Origin of the sequence: Bradyrhizobium sp. 160, assembly GCF_023073735.1 — a bacterium.
Lineage (GTDB): Bacteria > Pseudomonadota > Alphaproteobacteria > Rhizobiales > Xanthobacteraceae > Bradyrhizobium.
On sequence record NZ_JADPKD010000083.1, the window covers coordinates 211,462 to 236,894 of the forward strand.

At 64.8% G+C, this 25,433-nt stretch carries 25 protein-coding genes and 3 pseudogenes; 10 read left to right on the forward strand and 18 right to left on the reverse strand.

Annotation, left to right across the window (positions count from 1 at the left end; genetic code table 11):
• Nucleotides 1-3: 3 nt before the first annotated feature.
• Nucleotides 4-972 (reverse strand): 4-hydroxy-3-methylbut-2-enyl diphosphate reductase, encoded by a 969-nt coding sequence (ispH, locus tag IVA98_RS34925; protein ID WP_247294494.1) that lies wholly within the window; start codon nucleotides 970-972, stop codon nucleotides 4-6.
• A 266-nt stretch (nucleotides 973-1,238) separates the two neighbouring features.
• On the opposite strand from ispH, the gene IVA98_RS34930 reads away from it, so the two are divergent.
• A complete protein-coding gene (locus IVA98_RS34930; RefSeq protein ID WP_247294491.1) occupies nucleotides 1,239-1,934 on the forward strand; it encodes a DUF1013 domain-containing protein in 696 nt (231 codons plus the stop codon).
• A 141-nt stretch (nucleotides 1,935-2,075) separates the two neighbouring features.
• Complete coding sequence (locus IVA98_RS34935) at nucleotides 2,076-2,261, forward strand: hypothetical protein (RefSeq protein ID WP_247294489.1); 186 nt, start codon at nucleotides 2,076-2,078, stop codon at nucleotides 2,259-2,261.
• A gap of 208 nt (nucleotides 2,262-2,469) precedes the next feature.
• Here the strand turns inward: IVA98_RS34935 and IVA98_RS34940 are convergent, their stop codons facing one another.
• The 4 genes and pseudogenes from IVA98_RS34940 to IVA98_RS34955 all read right to left on the reverse strand — a co-directional run bounded on the left by IVA98_RS34940 (nucleotide 2,470) and on the right by IVA98_RS34955 (nucleotide 6,295).
• Entirely contained in the window at nucleotides 2,470-2,736 is a 267-nt protein-coding gene (locus IVA98_RS34940) for a hypothetical protein (RefSeq protein ID WP_247294487.1), read from the reverse strand.
• Nucleotides 2,737-2,860: 124 nt separating this feature from the next.
• On the reverse strand, nucleotides 2,861-4,771 hold the full coding sequence (locus IVA98_RS34945) for a propionyl-CoA synthetase (RefSeq protein WP_247334958.1): 1,911 nt from the start codon (nucleotides 4,769-4,771) through the stop codon (nucleotides 2,861-2,863).
• 373 nt (nucleotides 4,772-5,144) lie between these two features.
• Nucleotides 5,145-5,378: pseudogene (locus IVA98_RS34950) on the reverse strand (lysozyme inhibitor LprI family protein); the annotation flags it as partial.
• A 155-nt stretch (nucleotides 5,379-5,533) separates the two neighbouring features.
• On the reverse strand, nucleotides 5,534-6,295 hold the full coding sequence (locus IVA98_RS34955) for a tetratricopeptide repeat protein (protein ID WP_247334956.1): 762 nt from the start codon (nucleotides 6,293-6,295) through the stop codon (nucleotides 5,534-5,536).
• Between the two features lie 82 nt (nucleotides 6,296-6,377).
• Between IVA98_RS34955 and IVA98_RS34960 the strand changes: the two genes are divergently transcribed.
• Together IVA98_RS34960 and IVA98_RS34965 are read left to right on the forward strand one after the other, a co-directional pair.
• Complete coding sequence (locus IVA98_RS34960; RefSeq protein WP_247334955.1) at nucleotides 6,378-7,955, forward strand: cation:proton antiporter; 1,578 nt, start codon at nucleotides 6,378-6,380, stop codon at nucleotides 7,953-7,955.
• 84 nt (nucleotides 7,956-8,039) lie between these two features.
• Nucleotides 8,040-8,810 (forward strand): hypothetical protein, encoded by a 771-nt coding sequence (locus IVA98_RS34965; protein WP_247294483.1) that lies wholly within the window; start codon nucleotides 8,040-8,042, stop codon nucleotides 8,808-8,810.
• Nucleotides 8,811-8,873: 63 nt separating this feature from the next.
• On the opposite strand, the gene IVA98_RS34970 is transcribed toward IVA98_RS34965, so the two are convergent.
• The 5 genes from IVA98_RS34970 to IVA98_RS34990 form a co-directional block, all read right to left on the reverse strand.
• Nucleotides 8,874-9,680 carry an SDR family NAD(P)-dependent oxidoreductase gene (locus IVA98_RS34970; protein ID WP_247294482.1) on the reverse strand — a complete coding sequence of 269 codons (807 nt, stop codon included), beginning with the start codon at nucleotides 9,678-9,680 and terminating at the stop codon, nucleotides 8,874-8,876.
• A 17-nt stretch (nucleotides 9,681-9,697) separates the two neighbouring features.
• Nucleotides 9,698-10,111 carry a DUF1850 domain-containing protein gene (locus IVA98_RS34975; RefSeq protein WP_247294481.1) on the reverse strand — a complete coding sequence of 138 codons (414 nt, stop codon included), beginning with the start codon at nucleotides 10,109-10,111 and terminating at the stop codon, nucleotides 9,698-9,700.
• Entirely contained in the window at nucleotides 10,072-12,183 is a 2,112-nt protein-coding gene (locus IVA98_RS34980) for a TRAP transporter permease (RefSeq protein WP_247294480.1), read from the reverse strand. Before IVA98_RS34980 ends, IVA98_RS34975 begins: the two co-directional genes overlap by 40 nt.
• Before the next feature lie 112 nt (nucleotides 12,184-12,295).
• A complete protein-coding gene (locus IVA98_RS34985; RefSeq protein WP_247294478.1) occupies nucleotides 12,296-13,243 on the reverse strand; it encodes a TAXI family TRAP transporter solute-binding subunit in 948 nt (315 codons plus the stop codon).
• Nucleotides 13,244-13,506: 263 nt separating this feature from the next.
• Entirely contained in the window at nucleotides 13,507-13,986 is a 480-nt protein-coding gene (locus IVA98_RS34990) for a hypothetical protein (RefSeq protein ID WP_247281447.1), read from the reverse strand.
• 193 nt (nucleotides 13,987-14,179) lie between these two features.
• On the opposite strand from IVA98_RS34990, the gene IVA98_RS34995 reads away from it, so the two are divergent.
• Nucleotides 14,180-14,485 (forward strand): hypothetical protein, encoded by a 306-nt coding sequence (locus IVA98_RS34995; protein WP_247281448.1) that lies wholly within the window; start codon nucleotides 14,180-14,182, stop codon nucleotides 14,483-14,485.
• A gap of 115 nt (nucleotides 14,486-14,600) precedes the next feature.
• Here the strand turns inward: IVA98_RS34995 and IVA98_RS35000 are convergent, their stop codons facing one another.
• Together IVA98_RS35000 and IVA98_RS35005 are read right to left on the reverse strand one after the other, a co-directional pair.
• Nucleotides 14,601-15,815 (reverse strand): hypothetical protein, encoded by a 1,215-nt coding sequence (locus tag IVA98_RS35000; RefSeq protein ID WP_247294476.1) that lies wholly within the window; start codon nucleotides 15,813-15,815, stop codon nucleotides 14,601-14,603.
• A 56-nt stretch (nucleotides 15,816-15,871) separates the two neighbouring features.
• Entirely contained in the window at nucleotides 15,872-16,498 is a 627-nt protein-coding gene (locus IVA98_RS35005; RefSeq protein ID WP_247294473.1) for an NUDIX hydrolase, read from the reverse strand.
• 71 nt (nucleotides 16,499-16,569) lie between these two features.
• Here IVA98_RS35005 and IVA98_RS35010 point away from each other — a divergent pair, with 71 nt between their 5' ends.
• From IVA98_RS35010 to IVA98_RS35030, 5 genes and pseudogenes are all read left to right on the forward strand, one after another.
• A complete protein-coding gene (locus IVA98_RS35010; RefSeq protein ID WP_247294471.1) occupies nucleotides 16,570-16,995 on the forward strand; it encodes a PaaI family thioesterase in 426 nt (141 codons plus the stop codon).
• A gap of 271 nt (nucleotides 16,996-17,266) precedes the next feature.
• A complete protein-coding gene (locus IVA98_RS35015; protein ID WP_247356701.1) occupies nucleotides 17,267-18,289 on the forward strand; it encodes an aldo/keto reductase in 1,023 nt (340 codons plus the stop codon).
• Nucleotides 18,290-18,304: 15 nt separating this feature from the next.
• Nucleotides 18,305-19,617: pseudogene (locus tag IVA98_RS35020) on the forward strand (tetratricopeptide repeat protein).
• A gap of 196 nt (nucleotides 19,618-19,813) precedes the next feature.
• Nucleotides 19,814-20,392 (forward strand): hypothetical protein, encoded by a 579-nt coding sequence (locus IVA98_RS35025; protein ID WP_247281454.1) that lies wholly within the window; start codon nucleotides 19,814-19,816, stop codon nucleotides 20,390-20,392.
• 185 nt (nucleotides 20,393-20,577) lie between these two features.
• A complete protein-coding gene (locus IVA98_RS35030) occupies nucleotides 20,578-20,898 on the forward strand; it encodes a hypothetical protein (protein WP_247294466.1) in 321 nt (106 codons plus the stop codon).
• Nucleotides 20,899-20,943: 45 nt separating this feature from the next.
• On the opposite strand, the gene IVA98_RS35035 is transcribed toward IVA98_RS35030, so the two are convergent.
• From IVA98_RS35035 to IVA98_RS35060, 6 genes and pseudogenes are all read right to left on the reverse strand, one after another.
• Complete coding sequence (locus IVA98_RS35035; RefSeq protein ID WP_247334949.1) at nucleotides 20,944-22,215, reverse strand: flavin monoamine oxidase family protein; 1,272 nt, start codon at nucleotides 22,213-22,215, stop codon at nucleotides 20,944-20,946.
• 8 nt (nucleotides 22,216-22,223) lie between these two features.
• A complete protein-coding gene (locus IVA98_RS35040; RefSeq protein WP_247356703.1) occupies nucleotides 22,224-22,934 on the reverse strand; it encodes a RibD family protein in 711 nt (236 codons plus the stop codon).
• A gap of 41 nt (nucleotides 22,935-22,975) precedes the next feature.
• Nucleotides 22,976-23,128 (reverse strand): annotated as a pseudogene (locus IVA98_RS35045) (FABP family protein); the annotation flags it as partial.
• 339 nt (nucleotides 23,129-23,467) lie between these two features.
• Entirely contained in the window at nucleotides 23,468-24,247 is a 780-nt protein-coding gene (locus IVA98_RS35050) for a DUF2182 domain-containing protein (protein ID WP_247294459.1), read from the reverse strand.
• 63 nt (nucleotides 24,248-24,310) lie between these two features.
• Entirely contained in the window at nucleotides 24,311-24,943 is a 633-nt protein-coding gene (locus tag IVA98_RS35055) for a DUF1326 domain-containing protein (RefSeq protein WP_247294455.1), read from the reverse strand.
• A gap of 329 nt (nucleotides 24,944-25,272) precedes the next feature.
• The gene (locus tag IVA98_RS35060; protein WP_247294452.1) at nucleotides 25,273-25,419 is read right to left on the reverse strand and encodes a hypothetical protein; all 147 of its coding nucleotides are present in this window, start codon (nucleotides 25,417-25,419) and stop codon (nucleotides 25,273-25,275) included.
• Nucleotides 25,420-25,433 lie beyond the last annotated feature (14 nt).

Here is a 25,433-nt window from a genome sequence, read left to right on the forward strand (position 1 = left end):
GATTTACTCTGCGGCGGCTTCGGGGCGCACCGAGCGCGGCAGCGGGAAGAACTCGTTCTCTTCCGCGGCCGAGACCGTCTCCACATGCAGCGTGTAGCGCTCTGCGAACGCGTCCATGATCTCCTCGACGATCACTTCCGGCGCGGATGCCCCCGCGGTGATGCCGAGGCTGGCGATGTTGTCGAACTTGCCCCAGTCGATGTCGGCGGCGCGCTGCGCCAGCACCGCGGTCTTGCAGCCCTCACGCTCGGCGACCTCGCGCAGGCGCTGCGAGTTCGACGAGTTCGGCGCGCCGACCACGATCAGGGCGTCCACCACCGGCGCCACCTTCTTCACCGCGAGCTGGCGGTTGGTGGTGGCGTAGCAGATGTCTTCCTTGTGTGGCCCGTTGATGTTCGGGAAGCGTTCCTTGAGCAGCGCCACGATCTCCGCCGTGTCGTCGATCGACAGGGTGGTCTGGGTCACGAAGGCGAGGTTGTTGGGGTCCTTTGGAGTGATGGTCTTGGCGTCCTCGGCGGTCTCGATCAGGGTCACGGCGCCGACTGGAAGCTGGCCGAGGGTGCCGACCACTTCAGGATGATGGGAGTGGCCGATCAGGAAGATCTCGCGGCCCCGCTTGAAGTGGATCGCGGCCTCGCGGTGCACCTTGGTCACCAGCGGGCATGTCGCATCCAGCGAGAACAAATTGCGGGACTGGGCATCGGCCGGAACCGACTTCGGCACGCCATGGGCCGAGAACACCACTGGCGCGGTGGTATTCTCAGGGATTTCCGCGAGCTCCTCGACGAAGATCGCGCCCTTCTTCTTCAACCCATCGACGACGTACTTGTTGTGCACAATCTCGTGGCGAACATAGACGGGAGCACCGTATTTATCGAGCGCCCGTTCCACGGTGTCGATCGCCCGGACCACCCCGGCGCAGAAGCCGCGGGGAGAACAAAGCACGATCTTGAGGTCTGGTTTGGCTGACATTGAGCGATCTCGGGACCGAATCACCCGTTTCGCCTTCTGGCGGGGGGCGGTCGATGGATGGATTGGGCTTTAAAACAGTCTGCCTGGACTTTACAGGCACTTCAGAGGGAATTGGGCCCCCTTTCGGGCGCTGTCAAGGCACTATCTATAGCAGAACCATTGCGTGGCTACCCCCTCCGGGCTTATATAGCGCGAATTCCCTGTCATCGCTGATGACCACCGGTTTCGCCTCCAGAGGGGTGGGCGAAGCACAAAGGAGATTTGCCATGAGCAACGCACCTCTGATGCCCAAGGCGACCGCCGTCTGGCTGCTCGACAACACCGCGCTGACCTTCGACCAGGTCGCCGATTTCACCAAGATGCATCCCCTCGAGGTGCGCGCGATCGCCGACGGCGACGCGGCCCAGGGCATCAAGGGCATGGACCCGCTCTCCAACGGCCAGTTGACCCGCGAGGAGATCGAGAAGGGCGAGAAGAACCCGGACTACCGGCTCCGCCTCCAGGAGAGCAAGGTGGTGCTGCCGCCCCAGCCCAAGCGCAAGGGCCCGCGCTACACGCCGGTCTCGCGCCGCCACGAGCGCCCGAGCGCCATCCTCTGGCTGCTGCGCAACCATCCTGAGCTGAAGGACGCCCAGATCATGCGTCTGGTCGGCACCACCAAGAGCACGATCGCGAGCGTGCGCGACCGCACCCATTGGAACACGTCGGCGCTGACCCCGATCGACCCTGTCACTCTCGGCCTGTGCTCGCAGATCGAGCTCGATTTCGAGGTGCAGCGCGCAGCCAAGGAAAAGCCGATCGACGCAGCCTATGGCGGCGCCACGCTGCTGCCGGCCTCCGAGACCACCCGCAAGGACGAGTACGAGCCCGCGCAGAAATCCAGCGACGACCTCAATGTCGACGCGGTATTCGCCAAGCTCAAGACGCTCGGCGGCAAGAAGCAGGAGAACGAGCAGGAGTAGGCTCACTTCCCTGCACTGCATCCGGTTCGAACGCGGCGGGAGCGATCCGCCGCGTTTTTGTTTGCGAGGGGAACTTTCGCGACGCCTCTGCCGGGAACGATGCGGCCGACCTCGCATTGTTTCCAGCGCGGAGGATCAGCGATGCGGGACGACGAAGATCATTTTGCGTTGATGCTGGGACGCGCTGTCCTGGCAGCGTGGGGCGACATGCCCCGGGATATCCAGGAAGCCTTGTTCGAGATTGCCGTCAGAGACCGCCCTGGCGATCGCGACGACCTGGCGAAGCTGCTGCATGATCGGCATCCGCGGACGGTGCACGCCGGCTAGCCGCGTCCCGTGTGTTCACATTCGCCGATGTGACGGCGCCAACCGCACCGTCAAGGTCAGCATCTCCTTCAGCTATTTGTAGCGCGTTGTTGCGCGAGTCAACGTCGGAACAGAGAGCGGACAACGATTTCGACTGCTGCGTTGCAGGCGCATCATGGGAGACGTGAATGCGAGCAAGCGGCGCGGCACGATAATTCCGGGTCGGCACTCACGGCCGTTCGGGATGGTTCAGCATGTATTCGCCGAGATCACGCTGACGGCGATCGGCACGCGCGGTGGCCGCATTGCGCTGGACATCACGATCCTTGCGGCAGGCCACGTATTCCGGCGAGCCCTGCGCATAACCGCGGCTCTGGCACACCGCGTCGTCATCGTCGCCGCCGACCGCTATAGGCGTCTGGTAACGCGCGGAGCAGGCGGAGAGTGCGATGGCGAGTAGGAAGATGGCGCCATACTGCGCGAGCTTGGCTGACATTGATCGGTCCTGTCTCATTCGTCATTGCCGGGCTTGACCCGGCAATCCATCGAAATCAAGGCAATTGCCTGCTCATTGATGGATGCCCGGGTCAAGCCCGCGCATGACGACCGGAGCGCACAATTCACACCCGTCCCTTCAGCGCCGCGCCGATCTCGTCGAGCACCTTCGGATCCTCGATCGTCGCCGGCATGGTCCAGGCTTCGCCGTCGGCGATCTTCTTAATGGTGCCGCGCAGGATCTTTCCGGAGCGCGTCTTGGGCAGGCGGCCGACGGTGATCGCAAGCTTGAAGGCGGCGACCGGGCCGAGCTTGTCGCGCACCAGCGCGACGATCTCCTTCTCGATCTCGGCGGGCGCACGCGTCACGCCCGCTTTCAGCACCAGGAAGCCGCAGGGCACCTCGCCCTTGATCGCATCCTTGATGCCGAGCACGGCGCATTCGGCCACGTCCGGATGCGACGCCAGGATCTCCTCCATGCCACCGGTGGAGAGGCGATGGCCGGCGACGTTGATGATGTCGTCGGTACGGCCCATGACGAAAACATAGCCGTCCTCGTCCTTGTAGCCGGCGTCCGAGGTTTTGTAATAGCCGGGGAATTCGCTGAGATACGCTTCCTTGAAGCGCGCGTCCTGATTCCACAGCGTCGGCAAGCAGCCCGGCGGCATCGGCAGCTTGATGACGATCGAGCCCATGGTGTTGGGGCCGACCGGCTTTGCGGATTCGTCGACGATCTCGACCTGATACCCCGGCATCGGCACCGTCGGCGAGCCGTGCTTCACCGGCAGCATGCCGAGGCCGACCGGGTTGCCGGCGATGCACCAGCCGGTCTCGGTCTGCCACCAATGATCGATCACCGGCACCTTCAACTGCTGCTCCGCCCATTCCACCGTCGGCGGATCGGCGCGCTCGCCGGCGAGGAACAGCGTGCGGAATTTCGAGAGATCATATTGCCGGATGAATTTGCCTTCGGGATCCTCCTTGCGGATGGCGCGGAAAGCGGTCGGCGCCGTGAAGAAGGCGACCGCCTTGTGCTCGCTGATGACGCGCCAGAACGCGCCGGCATCGGGCGTGCCGACCGGCTTGCCCTCATACATGATCGAGGTCGCGCCGTGCAGCAGCGGGCCGTAGACGATGTAGCTGTGACCGACCACCCAGCCGATGTCCGAGCCGCACCACCAGACCTCGCCCGGCTTGACGCCATAGAGGTTGAACATCGACCATTTCACCGCGACGAGATGGCCGCCATTGTCGCGCACCACACCCTTGGGAATGCCCGTTGTGCCCGAGGTGTAGAGGATGTAGAGCGGATCGGTCGCGGCAACCGGCATGCAGGGCGCCTTCTTGCCGTCGTTCAGCGCCTTGCGCCGCAGGCTCGCCCAATCATAGTCGCGTCCCGGAGTGAGGTCGCAGGTGTGCTGCGGACGTTGCAGCACGATGCAGGCCTTCGGCTTCGCGCTCGCGAGCTTGATCGCCTCGTCGAGCAGCGGCTTGTACTGCACGATACGGCCAGGCTCGACACCGCAGCTCGCGGAGAGAATGAGCTTTGGCTGCGCATCGTCGATGCGGGTGGCGAGCTCCTTGGCAGCAAAGCCGCCGAACACCACGGAATGCACCGCGCCGATGCGCGCGCAGGCGAGCATCGCGACGACCGCCTCCGGCACCATCGGCATATAGAGGATGACGCGATCGCCCTTGGCGACACCAAAATCCTGCATGATTGCGGCGAGTGCCTGCACCTCGCTCAAGAGCTCGGCGTAGGTGAATTTGGTGATGCTGGCCGTCAGCGGCGAATCATGGATCAGCGCGACCTGGTCGGCGCGGCCGCGTTCGACATGGCGGTCGAGCGCATTGTAGCAGGTGTTGACCACGCCGCCGGTGAACCAGCGGCCGTAGGTTCCTTGCGTCGCATCGAAGATCGTTTTCGGCGGCTCGATCCAGTCGATCTCCTTGGCCGCCTCGGCCCAGAATCCTTCCGGATCGGCCAGCGAGCGCGCATGGACCTCGTGATAGAGACTCTTGCCCTGGATGTTCATTCCCGCGCTCCCGTTCCCTTTGGTCGCCTCGTCTTGACCTGACGGCAGGAGAAGCGTCCCGCCAGGACCAGGATCAAGTGCCGGCCTTGCTTGACGCGTATTTTCCCGGGAACGGGCCGCGGTTCAAGCCGAAAAGGATGGGCCTTTTGGAGGAGAGGCGTAGAGCTTGCGCGCATCGGCACTCCCTCTTCCGCCTGCGAGGAGGCTGGGGTGCCTCCGCGTCGGGAGGCCTATGGAGGAAGTCTGCAAGGCGATAAAGCCCTCACCCGCCGCGCTCTGGAAGATGCTTCGCACCGCCGGGGAGACATCGATCTCTTCCGCAAGCGGGAGAGCTAACCGAGCCCGCCGTGCGACTTCGGTTCTTCAGTGCTTCTCAGCTTGCCATCGCATTGAGCCACTGCAGGCGGTCCTTCGGGACCTTCTTCAGATCATAGCCGGGGCGGCCGAAGCTCGCGTTGCGCGTCGTGAGGAAATCGCGCTGGGTTTTGCGCAGGTCGGCCGCCAGACGCGCTGTCGCAGCCCGCAGCACACGCTCGTAGGTCTCGGCGATCTGGCGGTCCAGCACGCCGAGTTGCGGATCGGCACAGATCACCTTCTCGACCTCGCGGAGGTGCGCACATTCGCTTCGGCGCGCGCGACGAGGGCCGCGGAGCGATCCGACGCCGGATTTGCGGTCTGGTGGCAAAGGATGGGTTCAAATCGGGCGTGCGGAGAGCTGCCCGCACTCCCTCGCCCCGCTTGCGGAGAGAGGCGGAGGTCCCGTCAATATCCGTCCACACCGTTCAGCCGCTGCAGGCGCTCCTGCATCGCCTTCTTCAGGTCGTACCCTGGCCGGCCGAATCCGGCATTGCGACGCGCGACGAATTCATCCTGCGCGCGCTGGAGCGTCTTGGCTTCACCCGCATTGCGCGTCTCCCGGACCACGCGCTCATTGGCGGCAAAGATCTCCCGGTCGAGATCGGCGAGCTCGCGATTGCCGCAGATCGCCCTTTCCACGGCGCGTCGCGCACGGGCGCAATTGAAGCTGGGCTTGCCGGCGACCGCCATCTGCGCCCCGATCCGCTCGAGCTCGCGCGCCATTGCCTTGTGATTGGCCTTGGCCTTCTCGTGGTTGGGATCAATCTTCAATGCCGCGCCGAAATCCTGCACTGCCTTGGGCCTGTCCCCCTTCTTCAGCCAGAGCTCACCGCGCGCGTTGAAGATGTCGGCGAGACCGGGATCGAGCTGCAGAGCCCGGCTGTCGTCCGCGATCGCACGGTCGATCTGCTCGTGCCGCGCATAAAGCGCGCCCCGCGCGACCAGTGCCTTGATCAGGTCTTCCTTCGCGGTCTTCTCATCGTCGATCACTGCCGCGCAGGCCGTGAGGGCCTTGTCCATATCGTCGGCCGCGGTCGCCGCAAGGCATGGCGCGACATCGACCTGCGCCACCGCGACCGGCTCGCCGCCCGTCGCGGCATGGGCCGCGGCGACCGAGAGCGCGCAGAGCAACCCCGCGCCTGACAGTCGAATGAGAAAGGAACGCATGTTCGTCACGGTCGGAACGTCTTGCCTTCAATCTTGCCGGTCGCCCCACTATCCATCATTACGGCCGGATTGGTGCTAGCTTGTGGCGCCGCTCAAATCGGTTTCGGGAATCATCGTGTCGACATTCGAATGGATCATCGTGCTTCTGCTCGGCGCCGTCGGCTTATCGGCGCTGGCGCGGCGGATCAAGGTCCCCTACCCGACCTTCCTCGCCATTGGTGGCGCGCTGATCGCTTTCGTGCCGTCGAGCCCGTCCTGGACGCTGGAGCCGGACCTGGCTTTGGCGCTTTTTGTCGCACCGGTCCTGCTCGATGCCGCGTTCGACACCTCGCTGCGCGATCTGCGCAACAATTGGGTTCCGGTCTCGACCCTGGTCGTCGCCGCGGTCGGCTTGACCACGGCCGCCGTGGCCTATGTCGCGCACCGGCTGATGCCCGATATGCCCTGGGCTGCCGCGGTCGCGCTCGGCGCCATCGTGGCGCCGCCGGACGCCGCGGCTGCGGTCGCGATCCTCAGCCAAGTGAAGCTGCCCCACCGGATGGTGAAGGTCCTGGAGGGCGAGAGCCTGCTCAACGACGCGACTGCGCTCTTGATCTATCGCATCGCGGTCGGCGCGGTTGCTACCGAGCACCTGACGTGGAGCCAGGTCGCACCGACCATGGCGCTGGCGCTGGTTGGCAGCGTCATCGCCGGCCTGCTCGCGGGCCGCATTGTTCCGCTGTTCATCGAACGGGTGAAAGAGGCACCGAGCGCGATCATCTTGCAGTTCGCCACCACCTTCCTGGTCTGGATCGCCGCCGAGCATCTCGGGCTTTCCGGCATTCTCACCATCGTCGTCTATGCCATGACGATGGCACGCAGGGCGGGGCTGCGCATGCCGGCGCGGCTACGGGTGCCCTCCTATGCGGTGTGGGAGACGATGGTGTTCGTGCTCAACGTGCTCGCCTTCATGCTGATCGGCATGCAGATGCGACCGATCTGGACGCGGCTCGATGCCGACGTGCGCTGGGAATATTGCGTCGCCGCCGCCTGGATCCTGCTCACGGTGGTGCTGGTCCGGCTGCTCTGGGTGACGTTCTACCGGACGACGCTCCGCGCGCTGATCGCGCAGCGGATCTATCGCCCGAAGGATCCGAAGCAGGTCGCCTCTGCCAAGGGCGGCCTCATCATCTCCTGGTGCGGCATGCGCGGCCTCGTCACGCTCGCCACCGCTTTTGCCCTGCCGGAACACTTTCCACATCGGGATTTCATCGTCTTCATCGCCTTTGCGGTGGTGCTGGGTTCGCTGGTGATCCAGGGCCTGACGCTGCGGCCGCTGATCCTGACGTTCGCCCTCAGGGACGACGATCCCGTCGGCATCGAGGTCGCGCGCGGACGCGCGGTCGCCTATCGCGCCGCGCTCGACGCCATCGAGAGCGATCCGTCGGAGGAAGCGGAAATCCTGCGGCTCGAATATCGCGCGATCCTGATGCAGGCGGAAAACGATCCGAACGGCGGCATCGCCAATGGCGAGCTGCCCGCCGATCCCCTGCGCCGCCGCGCCATCGAAGCCGCGCGCAAATCGATCTTCGACCTGCGCGCGACCGAGGTGATCGGCGACGACGCGTTCCACAAGCTTGAGGAAGAGCTCGATCGCGCCGAATTGAGCGCGGGGGGATAGTCTCATCGTCCCGGATCTGCGCTTACACTTGTGCGGGACGACAGCGGGATTGAACCAAACCCCGCCTTGCCAGACTCATTCCAGATGACGACCCTGATCGACGACCGTCGTGTCCGCGCGCGTGATGCGTCGCCAGCACGATATTTCTATCCCCATATGTCGCTCGCTTGCGCGGCTACCGCGTTTCTGGGCTTTGCACCGACCTATTGGGTGCCGCTTGCCAACCGGACATTCTCCGCAAGTCCCGTGATTCATTTTCACGGTCTCTTGTTCTTCACCTGGTCACTCTATTTCGTGCTTCAGACCTGGCTCGCAGCCTCGGGCCGCGTGGCCAATCACCGCGCACTCGGCATCGCCGGAGTCTCGCTCGCGACCGCGATGACGATCTTCGGCTTCCTGGCCTCCGTGCATGTGATGCAGCATTCCGCCACGCTCGGGCAGAAGGAGGCCGGCATCGCGTTCTCGATCGTCCCGATGAGCGGGATCGCGTTTTTCGCGATGGTATTCGTGCTCGCGATCGTGAACGCGCGGAGACCCGAGGTCCACAAGCGCCTGATGCTGCTCGCGGCGGTGTCAATTCTGGATGCCGCGATCGCGCGCTGGTTCCTCACCTTCCTCGCGCCTCCAGGACCGCCGGGGCCGCCGCCGGTGCCCGTCACCATCGCGCCGGCCGCCGTCGCCTCGCTCCTGCTCCTCGTCGCCATGGTGCGCGACTGGCGCACCATGGGCCGCGTGCATCTCGTCTACATCTACGGCACGCTCGCACTGCTGGCGGTGAAGGTGCTGAACTGGCCGGTCAGCGAGACGGCGGCTTGGCACGCGTTTGCGGGCGGGATTCTGGCGCTGGCACAGTAGGTAGCTCTCACCTCCGCTGTCGTCCCGGATGAGCGAAGCGCAGATCCGGCACGACGGCGGCGCCTAGGCCCCCGCCTTGCAGGTGATCCCGCCATCAACCACGAGCTCGATCCCCGTCACGTATTTCGACTCGTCCGACGCCAGGAACAGCGCGGCGTTGGCGACGTCGAAGGCATCGCCCATGTGGCCCATCGGCACCTGCGCATCGCGCGCGCGCCACATCGCCTCGACGTCGCCCTTGGCATAGCTCGCGGCAAGCCCGGCAGAGTGCTCGACCATCGGCGTCTTCATCAGGCCGGGCAGGATTGCATTGACCCGCACATGATGGCGCGCGAACTCGATCGCGGTGGTGCGCGTCATCTGGTTCATCGCCGCCTTCGAGGCGCCGTAGGTGACGTAGGAGATGCCCATGTGGCGGATCGAAGCGATCGAGGAGATGTTGATGATCGAGCCGCCACCCTGCTTCACCATCACGGGAATGACGTGCTTCATAGCGAAATAGGCGCTCTTGAGGTTGACGCTGAAGACACGATCCCAGCTCTCCTCGGTCACCTCGACCACGCTGCCCATCTCGGCGATGCCGACATTGTTGTCGAGCACGTCGATGCGGCCATGGGCCTTCAGGCACGCCGCCACCATCGCCTCGATCTCGGCAGGCCGCGAGACGTCGGCCGTGAATGCCGTCGCCTTGCCGCCTTCGCCATTGATGATCTTCGCGGTCTCCTCGGCCGCCGCACCGTTGCGATCGACGCAAAACACCTGCGCGCCCTCGCGCGCAAAGGTCACCGCGGTCGCCTTGCCGTTGCCCCAGCCGGGTCCAATCGAGCCGGCGCCCACCACCATGGCAACCTTGCCGTTGAGCCGATCCATCGTGATCTCCCTTATTTCTATTGTTGTTCGCAGATGCTCATTTTGGTGACGTTAGCACCGATCGGATGGCCGACAATCTCTGACAATGTCCGGCACTTTCCAGCATGGCACAGCCGCCACTCCCCCGCCGTGCCCGAATTGCCCAGCACCACCTCCGGCATCGGCGCGCGGTTCGGCTGCCACTGAAACCAGCCGTCGACCAGCCGCGCCGCGGGCGGCGGCTCCATACCGGGGCCAGTGCCCTTGACGCGGGCCTGCACCAATTCGAGGCCGGCGGGCGTGGCCCGCCAGTCTTCCTGCCACTCGACCTTCGCGATCGAATGCGTCCAGGCCAACGTGAAGGCGGACAGCGCCAGCGCCTTGACGCCGCCTGCCGTTGCCAAGCAGAGGCTCACACTGCCTCGACCGCCGCCGGCGGACGCCGGTGCCATTGCCACAGCACCAGCGCCGCGGAGAGCACGAAGCCGGCCGTGTCGCTGAACGGGAATTCGCCGAGCAGGCAGAACGCGGCGCCGAGCGCGACCAGCCGCTCGACCAGCGTCAGCCGCGTGAACAGGAAGCCGATCGCGACCATGCCGAACAGCGCAATCGCCACCAGCGCCTTGAAGCTCGCGAGTGCCACCGCGCCGTAGAAGCCGAGCTTGGCCGCCATGGGATCGCCGGCCTGCAGCATCAGCGCAGGCGAATAGACGAAGATGAAGGGGATGACGTAACCGGCGAGCGCGATGCGCATCGCCTCCCAGCCGATCTTGTCCGGGTTCTCCTTCGCGATCGGTGCCGCCGCCAGCGCGGCGAGCGCCACCGGCGGCGAGAGGTCGGCCATGATGCCGTAATAGAACGCGAACATGTGGCTCGCGATCAGGGGAACGCCGAGCTTGGCGAGCGCCGGCGCGGCGAGCGCGGCGGTGATGATGTAGGTCGGGATGGTCGGGATGCCGGTGCCGAGCAGAATCGACAGCAGCATGGTCATGATCAGCGCCAAGAACAGGCTCTTCTCGCCGAGGCCAATCACCCAGCCGCCGAAGATGGTGCCGACACCGGTCTGCGACATCATGCCGATGATGACGCCAACGATGGCGCAGGCCATGCCGACGGTGATGGCGGATTTGGCGCTCTCGGCCAAGGCATCACGGCAGGCGCGCAACGCCGCAAAGCCGCCGCGCACGAACGCCGTGATCACGATGAGCCCGACCACGACGCAAGCGACCGGCACGATCTGGAGGCCGTCGCGCGACAGCGCGGCGACGACCAGCGCGAGGCCGATCCAGAAGATGTAGCGAATGACCGTCGCGGACATGCCGGCCGTGATGCTGGTCCCCAGGATCAGCGCCACGGTCAGCGCAAGGCCCATGCTGCCGGCATAGAGCGGCGTAAAGCCTTCGAACAGCATGTAGACGAGCGCGGCGAGCGGCAACACGAGATACCAGCGCGTCACCAGCGCCTTCCAGGCGCTCGGGATCTCCGAGCGCTTCATGCCGACGAGCCCGTGCTTGCCGGCTTCCAGATGCACCATCCAGAACGCTGAGGCGAAATACAGGATCGCAGGAATTGCCGCCGCCTTCACGATCTCCGAATATTGCACGCCGAGCGTCTCGGCCATGATGAAGGCAACCGCGCCCATCACTGGCGGCATGATCTGCCCGCCCATCGAGGCCGTCGCCTCGACGCCCGCCGCGAACGCGCGGCGGTAACCGAACCTGATCATCAAGGGGATCGTGAACTGGCCAACCGTGACGACGTTGGCAACCCCGGAGCCGGAGATCGTGCCCATCATGCCCGAGGCGAACACAGCAACCTTGGCAGGTCCGCCGCGGGTGCGGCCGAACAGGCCGAGCGAGACGTCGGTGAAGAGCTGGATCATGCCGGCGCGCTCCAGGAAGGAGCCGAACAGGATGAACAGAAAGATGTAGGTCGCCGAAACGTAGATCGGCACGCCGTAAAAGCCTTCCGTGCCGAACGACAGATGCGTGACGATCTGGTCGAAATCATAGCCGCGATGGTTGAGCGGCGACGGCAGATATTGGCCGAAGAACCAGTAGACGAGACAGGCGCCGCACATCAGCGGCAGCGCCGCGCCCATCAGCCGCCGCGTGCCCTCGAAGATCAGCACGGCCAGCAGCGTGCCAACGACGAGATCAAGCCGCGTGGGATCGCCGTCCCGGGCGATCAGGTCGGCATAGAAGATCCATTGATAGAGCCCGCAGAAAAAACCGGCGCCGCCGATCACCCAGCCGAGCGCACGGCCGAAATTACTCTTGGCGGTGAAATTGCCGATCAGGCCAAAGGTGAGCAGCACGAGGAAGCCGACATGGACGCCGCGCACCACCTGGCTCGGCAGATAGTTGAAGGCGGCGACATAGAGCTGGAAGGTGGCAAACGCGATTCCGATCCAGTAAGCGAGATGGCCCCACCAGCCCGGACCAAAGCCTTCCGGAAAGCCGTGCTCGAAATTGTCGAACTCGACCTTGATGGGCGCAGCTTCGGTGCCCTCTGCCTGCAACATCGATATGTCCCCGCGCCCTGAAATCGTCATGCCCGGGCTTGACCCGGGCATCCATCGAAAGATGAATCCTGGTGGATGGATGGCCGGGTCGAGCCCGGCCATGGCACCTGTATTACTTGATCAGCCCCTTTTCCTTGTAATAGCGGATCGCGCCGGGGTGCAGCGGAACCGGGCTGCCGCTGGCGGCCGTCTCGAGCTTGATCTCCTTGCCGGCTGCATGCGCGTTGGCGAGCTCGGGCAGCGACTCGTAGACCAGTTTCGTCATCTGATAGGCGAGATCATCCGACACCGCCGAGCTGGTCACGAGGTAGTTCACGACGGCAGCCGTCGGCACGTCCTTGTCCTGCCCGGTGTAGGTGTTGGCCGGAATGATCGCGGAGATGAAGGGCGGGCCGATCTTGTCGACGGTCTCCTTCGGCACCGACACCACCGTGATCGGGCTCGAGGTCGACAGGTCCTTCAGCGAGGCGACGCCGAGGCCGGCCGATTGCAGCGTCGCAGCGAGCTGGCGGTTCTTCATGAGATCGACGGACTCGGCGAAGGGCAGATATTCGACCTTTCCGAGATCCTTGTAGCTCATGCCGGCGGCGGCGAGGATCGCGCGGGAATTGAGCTCGGTGCCGGATTTGGGCGCGCCGACCGAGAGGCTCTTGCCCTTGAGGTCGGCGAGCGTCTTGATGCCGGACTCAGTGGTCGCAACGATCTGGATGTAGTTCGGATAGATCGCGCCGATGGTCCTGAGCTTGTCGAGCTTGGTCTTGAAGCCCGCCTCCTCCTCGCCGTTCCAGGCGGCTTTGAGCGAGTCACCCAGCGTGAAGGCGAGCTCGCCGCGGCCCTGCTGCAGCAGGATGAGGTTCTCGACCGACGCCTTGGTGGCCTGCACCTGCGTCTTCACATTCGGAATCTTATCGCCGTAGATCTTTCCGATCGCGACCCCGAGCGGATAGTAGACGCCGGAGGTGCCGCCGGTCAGCACATTGATGAAGGATTGCGCCTGAGCGCAAGGCGCCGACGCCGCCAGAGCAAGAGCCGCGGCTACGCCGAAGATCGTCCGTTTCATGGTTGTTGTACTCCCCAAACCGGCGGCGAAATTGGCCGGATGAAGGGGACGGGTCAACCCATCCAAAAGGCAAAACAGGACTGCGGTAAACGGCCGTTCCGGCTCGATTTTTTTGGGGAACCCGGCGGGGTGCGGCGAGGTGGCGCAGCGCTCGCCTCTCCCGCTCGCGGAGAGGTCGCGAGGCTCTCTCCTCTAGGGGGATTGCCCCGACCGCGGATGCCCGCTCTCGCCAACACTCCCCGCAAGCAGGAGGGAGCGCACCCTCACTGGAAGGTCATGTCCAGGCACTTGGAGATATCGGAGCCGAGGCCGGAGGAGATGATGATGCAGCCGCGCACCTTTTGCGCGCTGGCATCGGCGGCCCAGACCGAATAGCCGCCGGGGCCGAAGAACGAGTTGGTGTTCGGCGGCTCGGTCTCGGTGGCGTCGAAATCGTATTTGCCGTCGGTCTCGAAGATGCGCGGCTTCCTGGTGCAGCCGCCGTCGGTCTGGACGTTGATGACTTCCTTGTTGTCGCGGGTCAGCGCCAGCGAGACCTGGCAGCGGAAATATTCCGAGGTCTTGGTGTTGAACAGATAGGTGTAGGACTTGCAGGTCGCGGTGTTCAGCTTGCCGGGGGCAAGGCCGCGGCTGCACGAAATGCGCTGGTTGTGGCTGAGCTGGTAATCATCGGCCCGGGCGGCTGGTGCCAGCGCCGTCAGTGACAATGCAGCAGCCCAGCAGAGTTTAATCACATGGCGCATCCGAATCATCCCCACCCATAATTTGTCGAGTTGCGTTCTAGACGGAAAGCGGAACATAGTCGCGAGGGGACGAAGGGAAAATCACAAACCGCTGGGCGAGACGTGATGCGCTGCGGCGCTTTCGCGAATTGACCCGGAAATACCGTTCGTGATTTGTTCAAACCCAGAATGTCCCGACGGTGGGAGGATGGGAATGACGGGATTTTCAACCAAGTCATTTGCAATTGCAGTCGCGCTCGGCGCCGTTGCCGCGCCCGCACTGGCGCAGACCGCGGCAACGCCGTGGGAGCTCAAGCCCGACACGGGCTACGCCTACGACAAGGAGGGCAAGACCTATTCCTATAAGATGGGCACCAGCAATGCCGGCGAGCTGCTGAAGGGCGCCAAGAAAGTGCCGAAGGGGACGCTGTTCTTCATCGGCCACAACGGCCAGCTCTACATGCGCACCGGCCCGTATCTCGAAGGCGACGGCAAGTTCAAGTTCGGGCCGGATCAGTAGGGCTTGACCTGGTGGGCGATAGCGGCGCCACACACTCGGCGTCATCGTCCGCGAAGGCGGACGATCCAGTATTCCAGTGGGTACGCTTCGCTTTGCCTACCTACGACAGCGCTCACTAAAACGCCCCCGCCAGCTCCTTTGCGCCGGCCTTGCTGCTGTTCGAGTCCATGCGATCATCCGTCACCGCCAGCAACTTCGCCACCGTGTTGTGGCGGATCGCGACCGGATTGCGCTCGTAGCCGCCGCGCTGGAAGAAGTTCGAGGTCGGCACCTGTTCGCGCATCGCCTGCGGCATCGTCACCATGTCGAGGCCGGTGCCATCGCCGGTGAGGTTCATCATCTCGAGCTCGGCCGCGCTGAGCGGCCGGGTATAGCCCTTGGCCCGCGCGAACAGCACCGAGGTCAGGAGCTTGTGGGTTTGGAGCATCGGGCCGACATCGACGTCGAGCACCATGGCATGCATGGCCCAGCCCTGGGCGGTGTTGCCGATCTTCTCGTGCTCGGACCAGGTGTCGGGCACCGACTTCGCATGCGCGACCATTTTCTTCAGTACCGCGAGCTTGTGCTCGAGCGCCTGGCGCGCCGGGCCCGAGCTGCGCGCCACCTTCTCCGAAAGCGCACGGATGAATTCATGGCCCTGCTCGGCCAAGAGCTCGACACTGTTGGTGGTGAGCAATTGGTTGTAGCCCATCGCGGTCGAGATCGCGCGCTTGCCACCATGCTCGATTCCCGCCTGCACGTCGTAACTGCCGGTGCCGCCGGTCTCGAACGAGTAGACCCGCACGGCCTGCTCCCGCGTCAGCCCCGAGGCGAGCGCGTAGCGCGCATAGGCGCGCTTGAACTCGACCTCGTTGGTCGGGCGCTGCGGCGTGAACTGGTAGAGCTCCTGCGCTGCGCGCAGGAAATCAGCGACCACCGGAATGGGCTTTCGTGGCGGGCGCTCCGGCGCTTCCTCCGGCTCCGGGTTCACCGGGCGCTTCGGCCCGCTGTAGAGCGGCGGATGCTCCAGCACGTAATCGTCGAGCGTGATCTGTTGGCCGCTGCGCCGCTTGGCGTTGCGGGTGCGGCGCTTCTCCGAAATCTGGCTCCAATAGGCGCCCGCTTCGGCGTCGAAGGCGGCCCGCGCCGCCTGATATTCCGCGAGCTTGCGGCGATATTCGAGCACAGCCGGCGAGGCCCCACCTTGCGCAAAAAACTGCGACAGGAGCTGAGCGTTGGCATTGCTGACGGCGGGCGGAAGCGCATCGGCGCCGCCGCGCGCGGCGGGTGCGAGCAGCACGAGCGCGAATGGAACCAGCGTCAGGGCGCGTCGAATCGGTGGGTGATGCATGCTGCCCTCTTAGCAGGCATCCGGTAACCGTCACGTTAACGTGTCGTTTACCATCGTCATTTCCAGGCGAACACCGGTTGTTCCAGCTCAGTCACGCGGGTGTGCCGGCCCGCCAGCACCTCGCGGAATTGGTAGATGAGCGCGGCCGTCGGCGCGTGGATCAGGCTCGCCTGATGATGGAAGCGAATCACGCGTCGCGCGCTTTCGGGGATCGCGACGAAGTCGAAAGCGTCCTCGCGCTCGATCGTGGCGAGCGCGACGCGATGGACGGACGCCACCTCGTCCGGGTTCGGCCTGATCACGGCGCTATCCGACGCCCAGACCACGACCGGCGTGATCAGATAGCCGGAGCGTGTCGGATAATCGTCGAGGGTGCCGAGCACGTCGGCGCTGGTGAGGCGAAGGCCAAGCTCCTCGTCGAGCTCGCGCAGCGCCGCCTCGACCGGCGTCTCGCCGGGATCGCAACGTCCGCCCGGCAAGGCCCATTGGCCGCGATGGGCACGCAGATGCGATGCGCGCAGCGTGAGCAGCAACGCAGTGTCATCGCCCTCGCCTGCCGCGGTCAGCGCAACTGCCACCGCGGCACGCTTCAATGCCGCCGGCGCTTCTTCCTCAGGCAGGCGCGCGAAGGCCGCGCAGGCGGCGGCGATATTCCGCCGTGTGGCATCGTCGAACGGTCTCATGATGCTTGACTACACCACGTCCGGCCTCGATGAAATGAGATCGCAAGGGCCGCACAGGAATGGACGACGACATGACCAACAAGGCCGCCGCAAGCCTGAAATCAGAGGGCTGGACCATTCTCGAGACCACCGGCTTCATGCACCTGATCGGCCCCTTGTGGGAACGCAAGGTCGACGGCCATTACGAGTTCGCGCTCGCCACCGAAGACAAGCACCACAACCGCCGCGGCATGGTCCAGGGCGGCGTGATGATGACCTTCGCCGACCGCACCTGCGGCATGACCGCCCGCTACGTCTCCGGCAAGGAGTTCATGGCGACGGTGCAGCTCGACACCCATTTCGTCGAGGCCGGCCAGATCGGCGACATCCTGATCTCCCGCCCGCGCGTCGTGCGGGCGACGCGCAGCCTGATCTTCATGAGCACCGAGGTCTCGGTCGATGACCGCTGCATCGTGATGGCCAATGGCGTGTTCAAGTTCTTGAAGGGGCCGGGGTAAATTCCACACCCACGGCTGTCATTCCCCGCGAAGGCGGGGAATCCAGCACGCCGCGGCCCCTCAATCAATCACAACCGTCTCGGAGTACTGGATCGCCCGCCTTCGCGGGCGATGACACTAAATATGAGGCACAAGCGTGCCCACCATCATTGCGAGCGCAGCGAAGCAATCCAGAATCCCTCCGCAGACACATCTCTGGATTTGCTTCGCTACACTCGCAATGACCGGCGTTGCTGGCTATGCTGCCCTCCACCAATATCGAGGACAGCCCATGCAATACCGCCAGCTTGGCCGTAGCGGCCTGAAAGTGTCGCCGATTTGTCTGGGCACCATGATGTTCGGCGGGCCGACGGATGAAGCCGCGTCCAAGCGGATCGTCGCGAAGGCATTCGATGCCGGGATCAATTTCATCGACACCGCAGATGCTTATGCGAAGGGTGCATCCGAACAGGTCGTCGGACGCGCGATTGCCCACAATCGTCACGCCTGGGTGCTCGCCACAAAACTCGCCAATCGCATGAACCATGATATGGGAGACGATCCCAATCGCGGCGGGCTGTCGCGGCGCTGGGTGTTGCAGGCAGCGGACGAGAGCTTGACGCGGCTCGGCACCGACCACATCGACATCTACTATCTGCACAAGGAAGACCACGCGACGCCGCTGGAGGAGACGGTGCGCGCGATGGGCGACCTGATCCGCGCGGGCAAGGTGCGCTATTTCGGCGTGTCGAACTACCGCGCCTGGCGCGTCGCCGAGATCTGCAACATCTGCGACCGGCTCGGCATCGACCGGCCCGCGGTGAGTCAGCCCTATTACAACGCGATGAACCGCATGCCCGAGGTCGAGCATTTTCCGGCCTGCGCCTATTACGGCCTCGGCATCGTGCCCTACAGTCCCTTGGCGCGCGGCGTACTCACCGGCAAATACAAGCCCGATGCGCCCCCCGACAAGGAGACGCGCGCAGGCCGCAACGACACCCGCATGATGCAGACCGAATGGCGGCCGGAATCGCTCCAGCTCGCCCAAGAGATCAAGCATCACGCCGAGAACAAGGGCATCACCGCCGGCCAGTTCGCGGTCGCCTGGGTGCTGAACTCCGCTTTCGTGACCTCCATCATCGCCGGCCCCCGCACGGAAGAACAGTGGAACGACTACATCCGCGCGCTCGACTATCGCTTCACCGCAGAGGACGAGGCACTGATCGACCGGCTGGTCGTGCCGGGCCATCCCTCGACGCCAGGCTACAACGATCCCGCCTATCCGATCGAAGGACGCCGGGCGCGGATGGCTTGAACTGCGGAGACGACCATGGCTCACGAAGACCGCTACGGCCTGCCGCTCTCCACCACATCCGATGCGGCAGCCTCCGCCTATCGCGACGGCGTCGACCTCATGCTCTCGGGGTGGACCGGCACGGCAGAGGCGCTGGAGCGCGCGATTGCGACTGACCCGGATTTCGCGCTGGCCCATATCGCCCGCGCCCGCGTGCACGCGTTCTACCAGCAGGGCGATCTCGCGCGCGGCAAGGCGGCGATCGCGCGCGAGCTCGTGGCCAAACGCGGCACCGAACGCGAGCGCTCCCATGTCGAGACGCTGGCGTTGGCGATCGCGGGACGGCTGCCCGAGGCGATCGCGGCGACGCGCAAGCACGTCGAGACATGGCCGCGCGATGCATTGGTGCTGTCGCTGCCGCTCGGCGCGTTCGGTCTGTTCGCCTTCTCCGGCATGGCTGATCACGACCGCGCCCGGCATGAGCTCTGCGAGAGCGTCGCGCAGCACTATGGCGAAGATTGGTGGTTTCTCACCATGTATGGCTGGGCGATGACGGAGGATGGCGACGTCGCCCGCGGCCGCGGCTCACCGAGCGCGGCTTCGGACTGCGCCGGGCGAACGCCCATGCCGCGCATGCCGTGCTGCATGCGATGTTCGAGGACGGCTCGTTCGAGGCGGCCGATCGTCTCGTTGACGACTGGATCCCGTGTTACGACCGGGCCGGAATTTTGCACGGTCACATCCGCTGGCACCAGGCGCTCGGCGCGCTGGAGCACGGCGATGCAGCCCGGGCGCTGTCGATCTATGCCGACGTGCTCCAGCCGTCGGTGACGCAGGCGCCGCCGCTCAACGTCATCACCGACGCCGCATCGCTGTTGTGGCGCCTCTCGACCTACGGCCACACCGTACCGAAGGCGCTCTGGCTCGATGCCGATGCCACCGCGCAAGAGCTGTTTCCGAAGTCGAGCCTGCCGTTCGCCGACGTCCACATGGCCCTGCTCGCCGCCGCAACGCAGAATCACGAGGCGCTTGCCGCGCGCCTTGCGGTGATCGAACAGCGGCTCGCGGACGGCAAGCTGCCGGCCGGCCCGGTGGTGCCCGCGATCTGCCGCGCGCTTCTGGCCTTTGCGGATGAGGATTACACGGCGTGCGTGAAAACGCTCGCGCCGGTGCTGGCTGACGTCGTGCGCATCGGCGGCAGCCACGCCCAGCGCGAATTGATCGAGGACACCTACCTCGTCGCGCTGATGCGCAGCGGCGAGCTCTCCCGCGCCCGCGCCGTGCTCGACGCCCGCCTGCACCGCCGGCCATCCTTGCGCGATCGGCGTTGGCAGGCGGCGATGGGCTAGCTCTGCCACCAAAAAAACACTAGCCTGACGGCAAGTGCCGGCTGGGACAGGCTGGGCGATTTCGGCGAATCGCCGTTGGGATGACGCGGTGGTATTCCAGATGGGTTGGGCAAGGCACACGGGATCGCAGCCAATTTGCGGTTCGATGCTTATCGGACGGAGCTTTTCCCTGGTTCTCTGGCATATGAGCCTTCCGATGCGCCTCCGCCGACCGGTCCTCGGTGCCGCCCTCATTGCCCTGGCAAGCCCTTGCTTTGCCGAGTCTTCCGCTCCCATTCCCGTCAAAAATCCGCTCGAGCAGCAGAACGCCTTCATTGACCTGCTGGCGCTGATGTCGGGCAAGTGCAAGACGCTCAAAGTCGCCGGGCGCACCTATGCCTGCAAGACGATCGCCTACGCCCATGGCGACAAGGGCCGGGTCAATTTCGCGGTCGCGGTCGACGATCCCACCGACGCAAATCATGTGGTGTCGTTCTCGGGCGAGAACGGCAAGCGCGCCGACGACAATTCCTACGAGCTGCCGATCGACCGCATGCTGCTCAACTCCAAGGACCGTCCCAAGGTCGACGGCCTGCCGGTGCCGTCCGAGCAGACCTCCACCGGAATCTGCCGCCAGACCGGCAATTTCGCCGCCAGGAAGGTGAACGACGTCACCTGCTCCGCCACCGACAGCGAAGGCCGGCGCTACGAGCTCTTGTTCGTCTCCGACGGCACGCCGGTCAGCGTGCGCCGTATCCGGCAATCGGCGCCGTCGATTCAGGATCCGTTCAAGTAGCATCCTCTGTTCGCGGCGGCATGATGGCAGCGGCGCAACAACGCCTACCTTGCGACAATAAATCCGACGACACGGGTCATTCGCACGAACCGGACGTCAGACGCTGCGTCGTTTCGACGCCCGCTCTGGTGGGAACGCGTTGCATGCTCATCTGTTGTCACACGACATTCAACCGGAGTGATGACATGAAGTATCTCTTTGTCGCGATGGCCATCGGTGCTGCGGCGCTTGCCGGGGGATCTGCGGCGAACGCGGCCAATAATTCGAGCGCGAAGCAGAACGCGCAAGACAGCCGATCGACCGACATCAGCGCGCAGCACAGGCACCATTATCACGGCCATCGGCACCATCATCACTGGCGTCATCACCACCATGGCCATTATCGCCCCCATTACCGCAGCTACGGCTATTACCCGCGGCACCACGGCTATTATGGCGGCGGCCCGTACGGATATTACGGCGGTGGTCCCGGCGTAACGTTCAGCTTCGGCGGCGGTCGCTGGTAAGACGAAAAGGGCCCGCAAGGCCCGCAGAGATGCGGGCCTTCTTTCTTAGCTCCGCAAGATCATCCCTGCCGTCTCCAGGCCGCTCGTCAGCGCCGCTTCAACCGTGCCCATATCGCGGCCGCGGTAGAGCGCTTCGCCGGACAACAGCACCAAGCCGTCGGCGCGGGCGAGTATCGCTTGCGCCTCGCGCGTCCGCGGCGTCGCCCAGGAATAGGCGCCGCGGGCAAAGCGATCGTGCGCCCAATTGCTCGCGGCCGCCGCCACGAGATCGCGCGCGATGTCCTCGCGTGACCGCTTGAAGATGGCGGCGAGCGAATCGAGCCCGGCCTCGATCAGTCCTTTCGAATCGAGATGCGACAGCGCCGCCGTCCGTGGACCGCCGAACCAGCCGGTGAGCAGGGGATGCTGGTCAGGATATCGCGTCCACCACACCGGAATCGCTTCGTCGGACAGCAGGAAGGTCATGTCGACGAGGTCGTCTTGTCGGTCGCGCCACCATGGCCGCGCGAAGCAAAGCAGGATCTTGATGACGTTGCCGAAGCCGATGTCGTCGGCGGCAGCAAGCCTCGCGCTTACGCTCGCCGGCAGCGCGATCTCGCGCAGCAGCGGCAGCGGCACGGTGAGGATCGCCCGGTCGCAGACAAGCCCATCGCCGCCGGCGCAGCGAATCGCTACGGCGCCGCCCTCTTCCACGATCGCCAACGCGGCGCAACCGAGCCGGATCGCAACGCCGCAGGCGCGGCACTCGGCCGCCAGAAAATCGATCAGTGCGGCATAGCCACCGTTGATGCGCGCCTGCGGAGCGTGACCGCCATCCATCCATTCCTCGCGCAACGCCAGCGTCGAAGCACGCTCGGGGTCTGCCGCGTCATAGCCCTCGACCATCCGCTCGATCGAATGGCGCAGCCGCGCATAGTCCTCCCCGGCAAAATGACGGCGCAGGAAATCGGCCACAGTCAGATCATTCTTCAAGTCCCGCAGCGCGGCTTGCAGCTCCGCCTCATGCGGATCGTGGCGGTCCTCACGCGAGAGGCTTGTGCCGTCAAAGCTCCATTGCGTCCCTTCGATCTCCTGAAGGAACAGCCCGGCTTCGCGCAGCAAAGCCCGCGTGACCGGCGCCTCGCCATGGACGAACTCGGCTCCGCCGTCGGCGGGATAGCCGAATTGCAATCCCGGCAGCGGATGGATGCGCCCGCCGCAGCGCTCGCGCGCCTCCAGGATGGTCACGCGTCTGCCCGCACGCGCCAGCTCCCGCGCTGCCATCAGGCCGGCGGCGCCGGCGCCGACGATGACGATGTGCTCCGATGATTCCGACATGCCGGCGCTTACTTGGCCACGGCCTGCGGGTCGTTCTGGATCAGATAGCGCAGCAGCAGGACCCCGCCGCCGAGCTCGCGCGTGCTCTCCAGCGTCATCGCCACGATGGGCGCACGCTTGTCGCTGTCCGCGGCCGCCGAGTCGAACACGAAGGGCGCGCCGCTCGCGCCATCCACCGCGGGGCTGAGGATCAGATTGAATTCGTCGATGAGACCCGCGCGCAGGAACGCGCCATTGGCGATACCTCCGCCCTCCACCAACAGACGCTTCACGCCGAGCTCACGGCTGAGAATGTCCAGCGTCAGCGCCAGATCGATCTCGGACTTGCCGGCGAAGACGTAGGACACACCCTCGCCGCGCAGCCCTGCGAGATGCGAATCCGGCACGCTTTCGGTTAGCAGGACGACAATTGGATCCCCGCCGATGTCGGAGCGGCCCCAGCCGATCTTGCCCTGCGCATCGAGCACGACCCCAAAGCTTTTCGCATCGCGTCGTGCGAACCAGTTCTCGCGCGGAAATTTCTCGCTCGTCCCGGTCGGATACGGCTTGCCCTTGGCGAATTCCGAGCCAGTAACGCGGCCGATCACCCAGGCGTCGCCGCCGAGCTCGTCATGGATTTTCTCGAACCAATCCGTGCCCGCACCCTTCGGACGCCAGCGGCTGGGATGCGTGCGGCCATCCAGGCTGGCGTGCATCAGGCAGATGACATAAGGCTTCATGTGATTCTCCGGTCTCAGGCCGCCGATCCGCCAGCCTTGGCACGCTGCTCCGGCCCCTCCGCCTTCGGATTGACGCCGAGGCCCTTGTCCGCGTGCCAACTGCCGGCGAGACGGCGGAGCGGACCGAGATTGGCAAGGCCGTCGGGCGAAACGTCCTCGGGCTCGGTGAAGATGTCGGCGGGAGTAGGGAGCATGGGGGCCTCGCGGGATTGCGAGGAGCAGCAATAGCACGGAGGCGGGAACGCGGCTCGTGCTCAAGTCTCACAATTGCGAATGGACATAGGCGCCACGCGCAGACGGTTGTTGGAAGGACCTTGCCAAGGGAGCGAAGTGGAGCTGAGCCTCCTCACGGCCCGTCGCCACGACTTTGGTGGCGCCGCGGCCGCAAGCGCCGCGCGGGTGCTGTTCATAGCGCGAAGCCAGGTGAAGCAGCCTTAAGCTTTGGTTGGGGCAAAGCTCAATCCTTCTGACGACATCAGTTTGACCACGGAGGCGGCTGGAAGGCGATAGCATTGGTCATCGGTCCCGGCCTCTCACATCGCGCGCGCCAGAACGATCGTGCCGGACAGGATGAGGACCGCGCCCGCCGCATAACTCAATCGCCGGCCGAGCGGCAGCAGTTTCTCAGCGGCGACATAGAGCGCAATGCCGATGACCCAGGCCAGATTCATCGCGCCGCCGACGAACAGCAATGCCATCAGAAACCAGCAGCAGCCGACGCAATAGCTGCCGTGGCGAACTCCCATCCGGAATGCTCCGCGCGTGCCGGGCCGCCAATGCCGGCTGAGAAACAGCAGCGGGCTGTCGCAGTAGCGCAGGCAGGCATGTTTGAGCGGCGTGAACTGGTAGAGGCCTGCGGCCAGCAGAATGCTGCCGCCCAAGATTGCGCTGGTGCTGGCCATCGCCATCGACAGCAATCCCAAGCGTTCCAACGCCGATTGCGCCACGACCGCGACAACACTGAACCCCGCCCATGTCACGAGATAACCGGCGAGAAAGATCCAGGCGTCGATTGCGGCCCGGGATGCAGTCTCCTGCTTGCGCTTGACGGTCGCATACAAGAGAACGGTGGGTGCCGCGCTCGGCGCCATCATCGCGATCATCATCACCCACCACATCACGAACAGCAGCGCAGCGTAGAGTGGCGTCCACGGCATTGGCGCCATGTCCGGCATGGCGGCCATCATCTCGGTGTCCATGCCGGCGCCCCCGGCGAGATAGGCCCAGGCGAGCGCCGCCACCGTAGCGGTCCCGATCGCGACGATCAGCCGGTCGCGGTGAAGTAGGCGTTCCAGCATCACGCGCCCCCGCATGGACTTTTCCAGGATCGCGATGAGGCGCCGACACCGAGGCCTCGTCTCGATGTCAGCGCCGCATCATGCCGCAATGCCCTCGGGCGTTTGCACGACATGGGCGAGCGAGCTGTGCGTGCCCTGGGTCTCGAACGGGATCGCACCGGTCGAGCGGATGTTGGCGGACGCGACCTCGGCAGCCCTGTGCTCGAATCCCTCGGGCATCACCACCTGGATGCGATGCGGATCACCCGTCACCGGATTCCTGATCGGCTCGACGTCGGTCTCGAGCACGCCCGTGGCGATGAGTTTTGCGACGCGGCCGTCCTTGTCGAAGGAAAATTCGAAGGGGGCAAAAATCGGATCGTGGATCTTGGTGACGATGAGGCTGACAATCTGAAAAAACGTACCCTCGGCCGAATGCTTGCCTGAAAAGATATTGAACAACGCTTGGCGCTGTTCCGGCGCGGCGCGTTCGTCGATGATGGGCTGGATTGTCCCGTTGCCTTCATGCAGCGGGCCGGGGAAATCGACCGTGATCGCGAAGCAGAGACCGTCGAGCCTGGTTCCCTCGAAATGTCCTTTGGCGATCCGCATGCCGAACATTCCCTTGCAATAGCCCTTGGTGGGCGGCGCATTGAAATCGCAGGGGCAGCCAAACGCGCAGGTGCAATTCTTCATCCATTCGCCTTCGAGACGCCAGTCCGATGCAGCCATGGCACATCTCCCAATGTGAGCGAGGGACGCGGCAGCCGTAGACGAATTTGTTCAGCGTTATATCGAGGCGTTGCGAGAAGATGCGAGCGGGATCGAATCCGATCAGAAGGCCGGCATCGCGGGAAAGTCTGTGGCCAGCTGCCATTTACCGTCCTATGGCCAAGAGCATATCAGCTGCAGCCGGGCGCGTACAGCGAGCGGATGCGGCAGAGCAGCGGGCTCTTGGGACGTCGAACTGCCACCTTTCAGGCCATCTGCAGCGATGCTGGCTCAGTGCCGCATTGAAGTGACCCGGCGGAGATGGCGCTCATTTGCGCAACGCCGGCTTGCTAGAGGGTTTGGGCGTCGATGCCGATGCCGACGTTACCCGGCGCCGTGATGAGCGAGAAGACGGCCTGGCCGCCCAGGACCGAAAAGGGAGAGGTGTAGGTGATGCCAAGAGCAAGGGCGTCCCCATGCGCGTTGAGTCCGGTCACAACCGAGCCGCGCG

What these genes read in the sequence shown, in the direction of transcription:
- IVA98_RS35010 (WP_247294471.1), top strand. Translation starts at nt 16,570, where the DNA reads ATGACCAACAAGGCCGCCGCAAGCCTGAAATCAGAGGGCTGGACCATT.
- IVA98_RS35030 (WP_247294466.1), top strand. Translation starts at nt 20,578, where the DNA reads ATGAAGTATCTCTTTGTCGCGATGGCCATCGGTGCTGCGGCGCTTGCC.
- IVA98_RS34930 (WP_247294491.1), top strand. Translation starts at nt 1,239, where the DNA reads ATGAGCAACGCACCTCTGATGCCCAAGGCGACCGCCGTCTGGCTGCTC.
- IVA98_RS34945 (WP_247334958.1), bottom strand. Translation starts at nt 4,771, where the DNA reads ATGAACATCCAGGGCAAGAGTCTCTATCACGAGGTCCATGCGCGCTCG.
- IVA98_RS35000 (WP_247294476.1), bottom strand. Translation starts at nt 15,815, where the DNA reads ATGCATCACCCACCGATTCGACGCGCCCTGACGCTGGTTCCATTCGCG.
- IVA98_RS34955 (WP_247334956.1), bottom strand. Translation starts at nt 6,295, where the DNA reads ATGCGTTCCTTTCTCATTCGACTGTCAGGCGCGGGGTTGCTCTGCGCG.
- IVA98_RS35035 (WP_247334949.1), bottom strand. Translation starts at nt 22,215, where the DNA reads ATGTCGGAATCATCGGAGCACATCGTCATCGTCGGCGCCGGCGCCGCC.
- IVA98_RS35050 (WP_247294459.1), bottom strand. Translation starts at nt 24,247, where the DNA reads ATGCGGGGGCGCGTGATGCTGGAACGCCTACTTCACCGCGACCGGCTG.
- IVA98_RS35055 (WP_247294455.1), bottom strand. Translation starts at nt 24,943, where the DNA reads ATGGCTGCATCGGACTGGCGTCTCGAAGGCGAATGGATGAAGAATTGC.
- IVA98_RS35015 (WP_247356701.1), top strand. Translation starts at nt 17,267, where the DNA reads ATGCAATACCGCCAGCTTGGCCGTAGCGGCCTGAAAGTGTCGCCGATT.
- IVA98_RS34990 (WP_247281447.1), bottom strand. Translation starts at nt 13,986, where the DNA reads ATGCGCCATGTGATTAAACTCTGCTGGGCTGCTGCATTGTCACTGACG.
- IVA98_RS34980 (WP_247294480.1), bottom strand. Translation starts at nt 12,183, where the DNA reads ATGTTGCAGGCAGAGGGCACCGAAGCTGCGCCCATCAAGGTCGAGTTC.
- IVA98_RS34975 (WP_247294481.1), bottom strand. Translation starts at nt 10,111, where the DNA reads ATGGCACCGGCGTCCGCCGGCGGCGGTCGAGGCAGTGTGAGCCTCTGC.
- IVA98_RS34970 (WP_247294482.1), bottom strand. Translation starts at nt 9,680, where the DNA reads ATGGATCGGCTCAACGGCAAGGTTGCCATGGTGGTGGGCGCCGGCTCG.
- IVA98_RS35005 (WP_247294473.1), bottom strand. Translation starts at nt 16,498, where the DNA reads ATGAGACCGTTCGACGATGCCACACGGCGGAATATCGCCGCCGCCTGC.
- ispH (WP_247294494.1), bottom strand. Translation starts at nt 972, where the DNA reads ATGTCAGCCAAACCAGACCTCAAGATCGTGCTTTGTTCTCCCCGCGGC.
- IVA98_RS35040 (WP_247356703.1), bottom strand. Translation starts at nt 22,934, where the DNA reads ATGAAGCCTTATGTCATCTGCCTGATGCACGCCAGCCTGGATGGCCGC.
- IVA98_RS35025 (WP_247281454.1), top strand. Translation starts at nt 19,814, where the DNA reads ATGCGCCTCCGCCGACCGGTCCTCGGTGCCGCCCTCATTGCCCTGGCA.
- IVA98_RS34985 (WP_247294478.1), bottom strand. Translation starts at nt 13,243, where the DNA reads ATGAAACGGACGATCTTCGGCGTAGCCGCGGCTCTTGCTCTGGCGGCG.
- IVA98_RS34935 (WP_247294489.1), top strand. Translation starts at nt 2,076, where the DNA reads ATGCGGGACGACGAAGATCATTTTGCGTTGATGCTGGGACGCGCTGTC.
- IVA98_RS34940 (WP_247294487.1), bottom strand. Translation starts at nt 2,736, where the DNA reads ATGTCAGCCAAGCTCGCGCAGTATGGCGCCATCTTCCTACTCGCCATC.
- IVA98_RS34995 (WP_247281448.1), top strand. Translation starts at nt 14,180, where the DNA reads ATGACGGGATTTTCAACCAAGTCATTTGCAATTGCAGTCGCGCTCGGC.
- IVA98_RS34965 (WP_247294483.1), top strand. Translation starts at nt 8,040, where the DNA reads ATGACGACCCTGATCGACGACCGTCGTGTCCGCGCGCGTGATGCGTCG.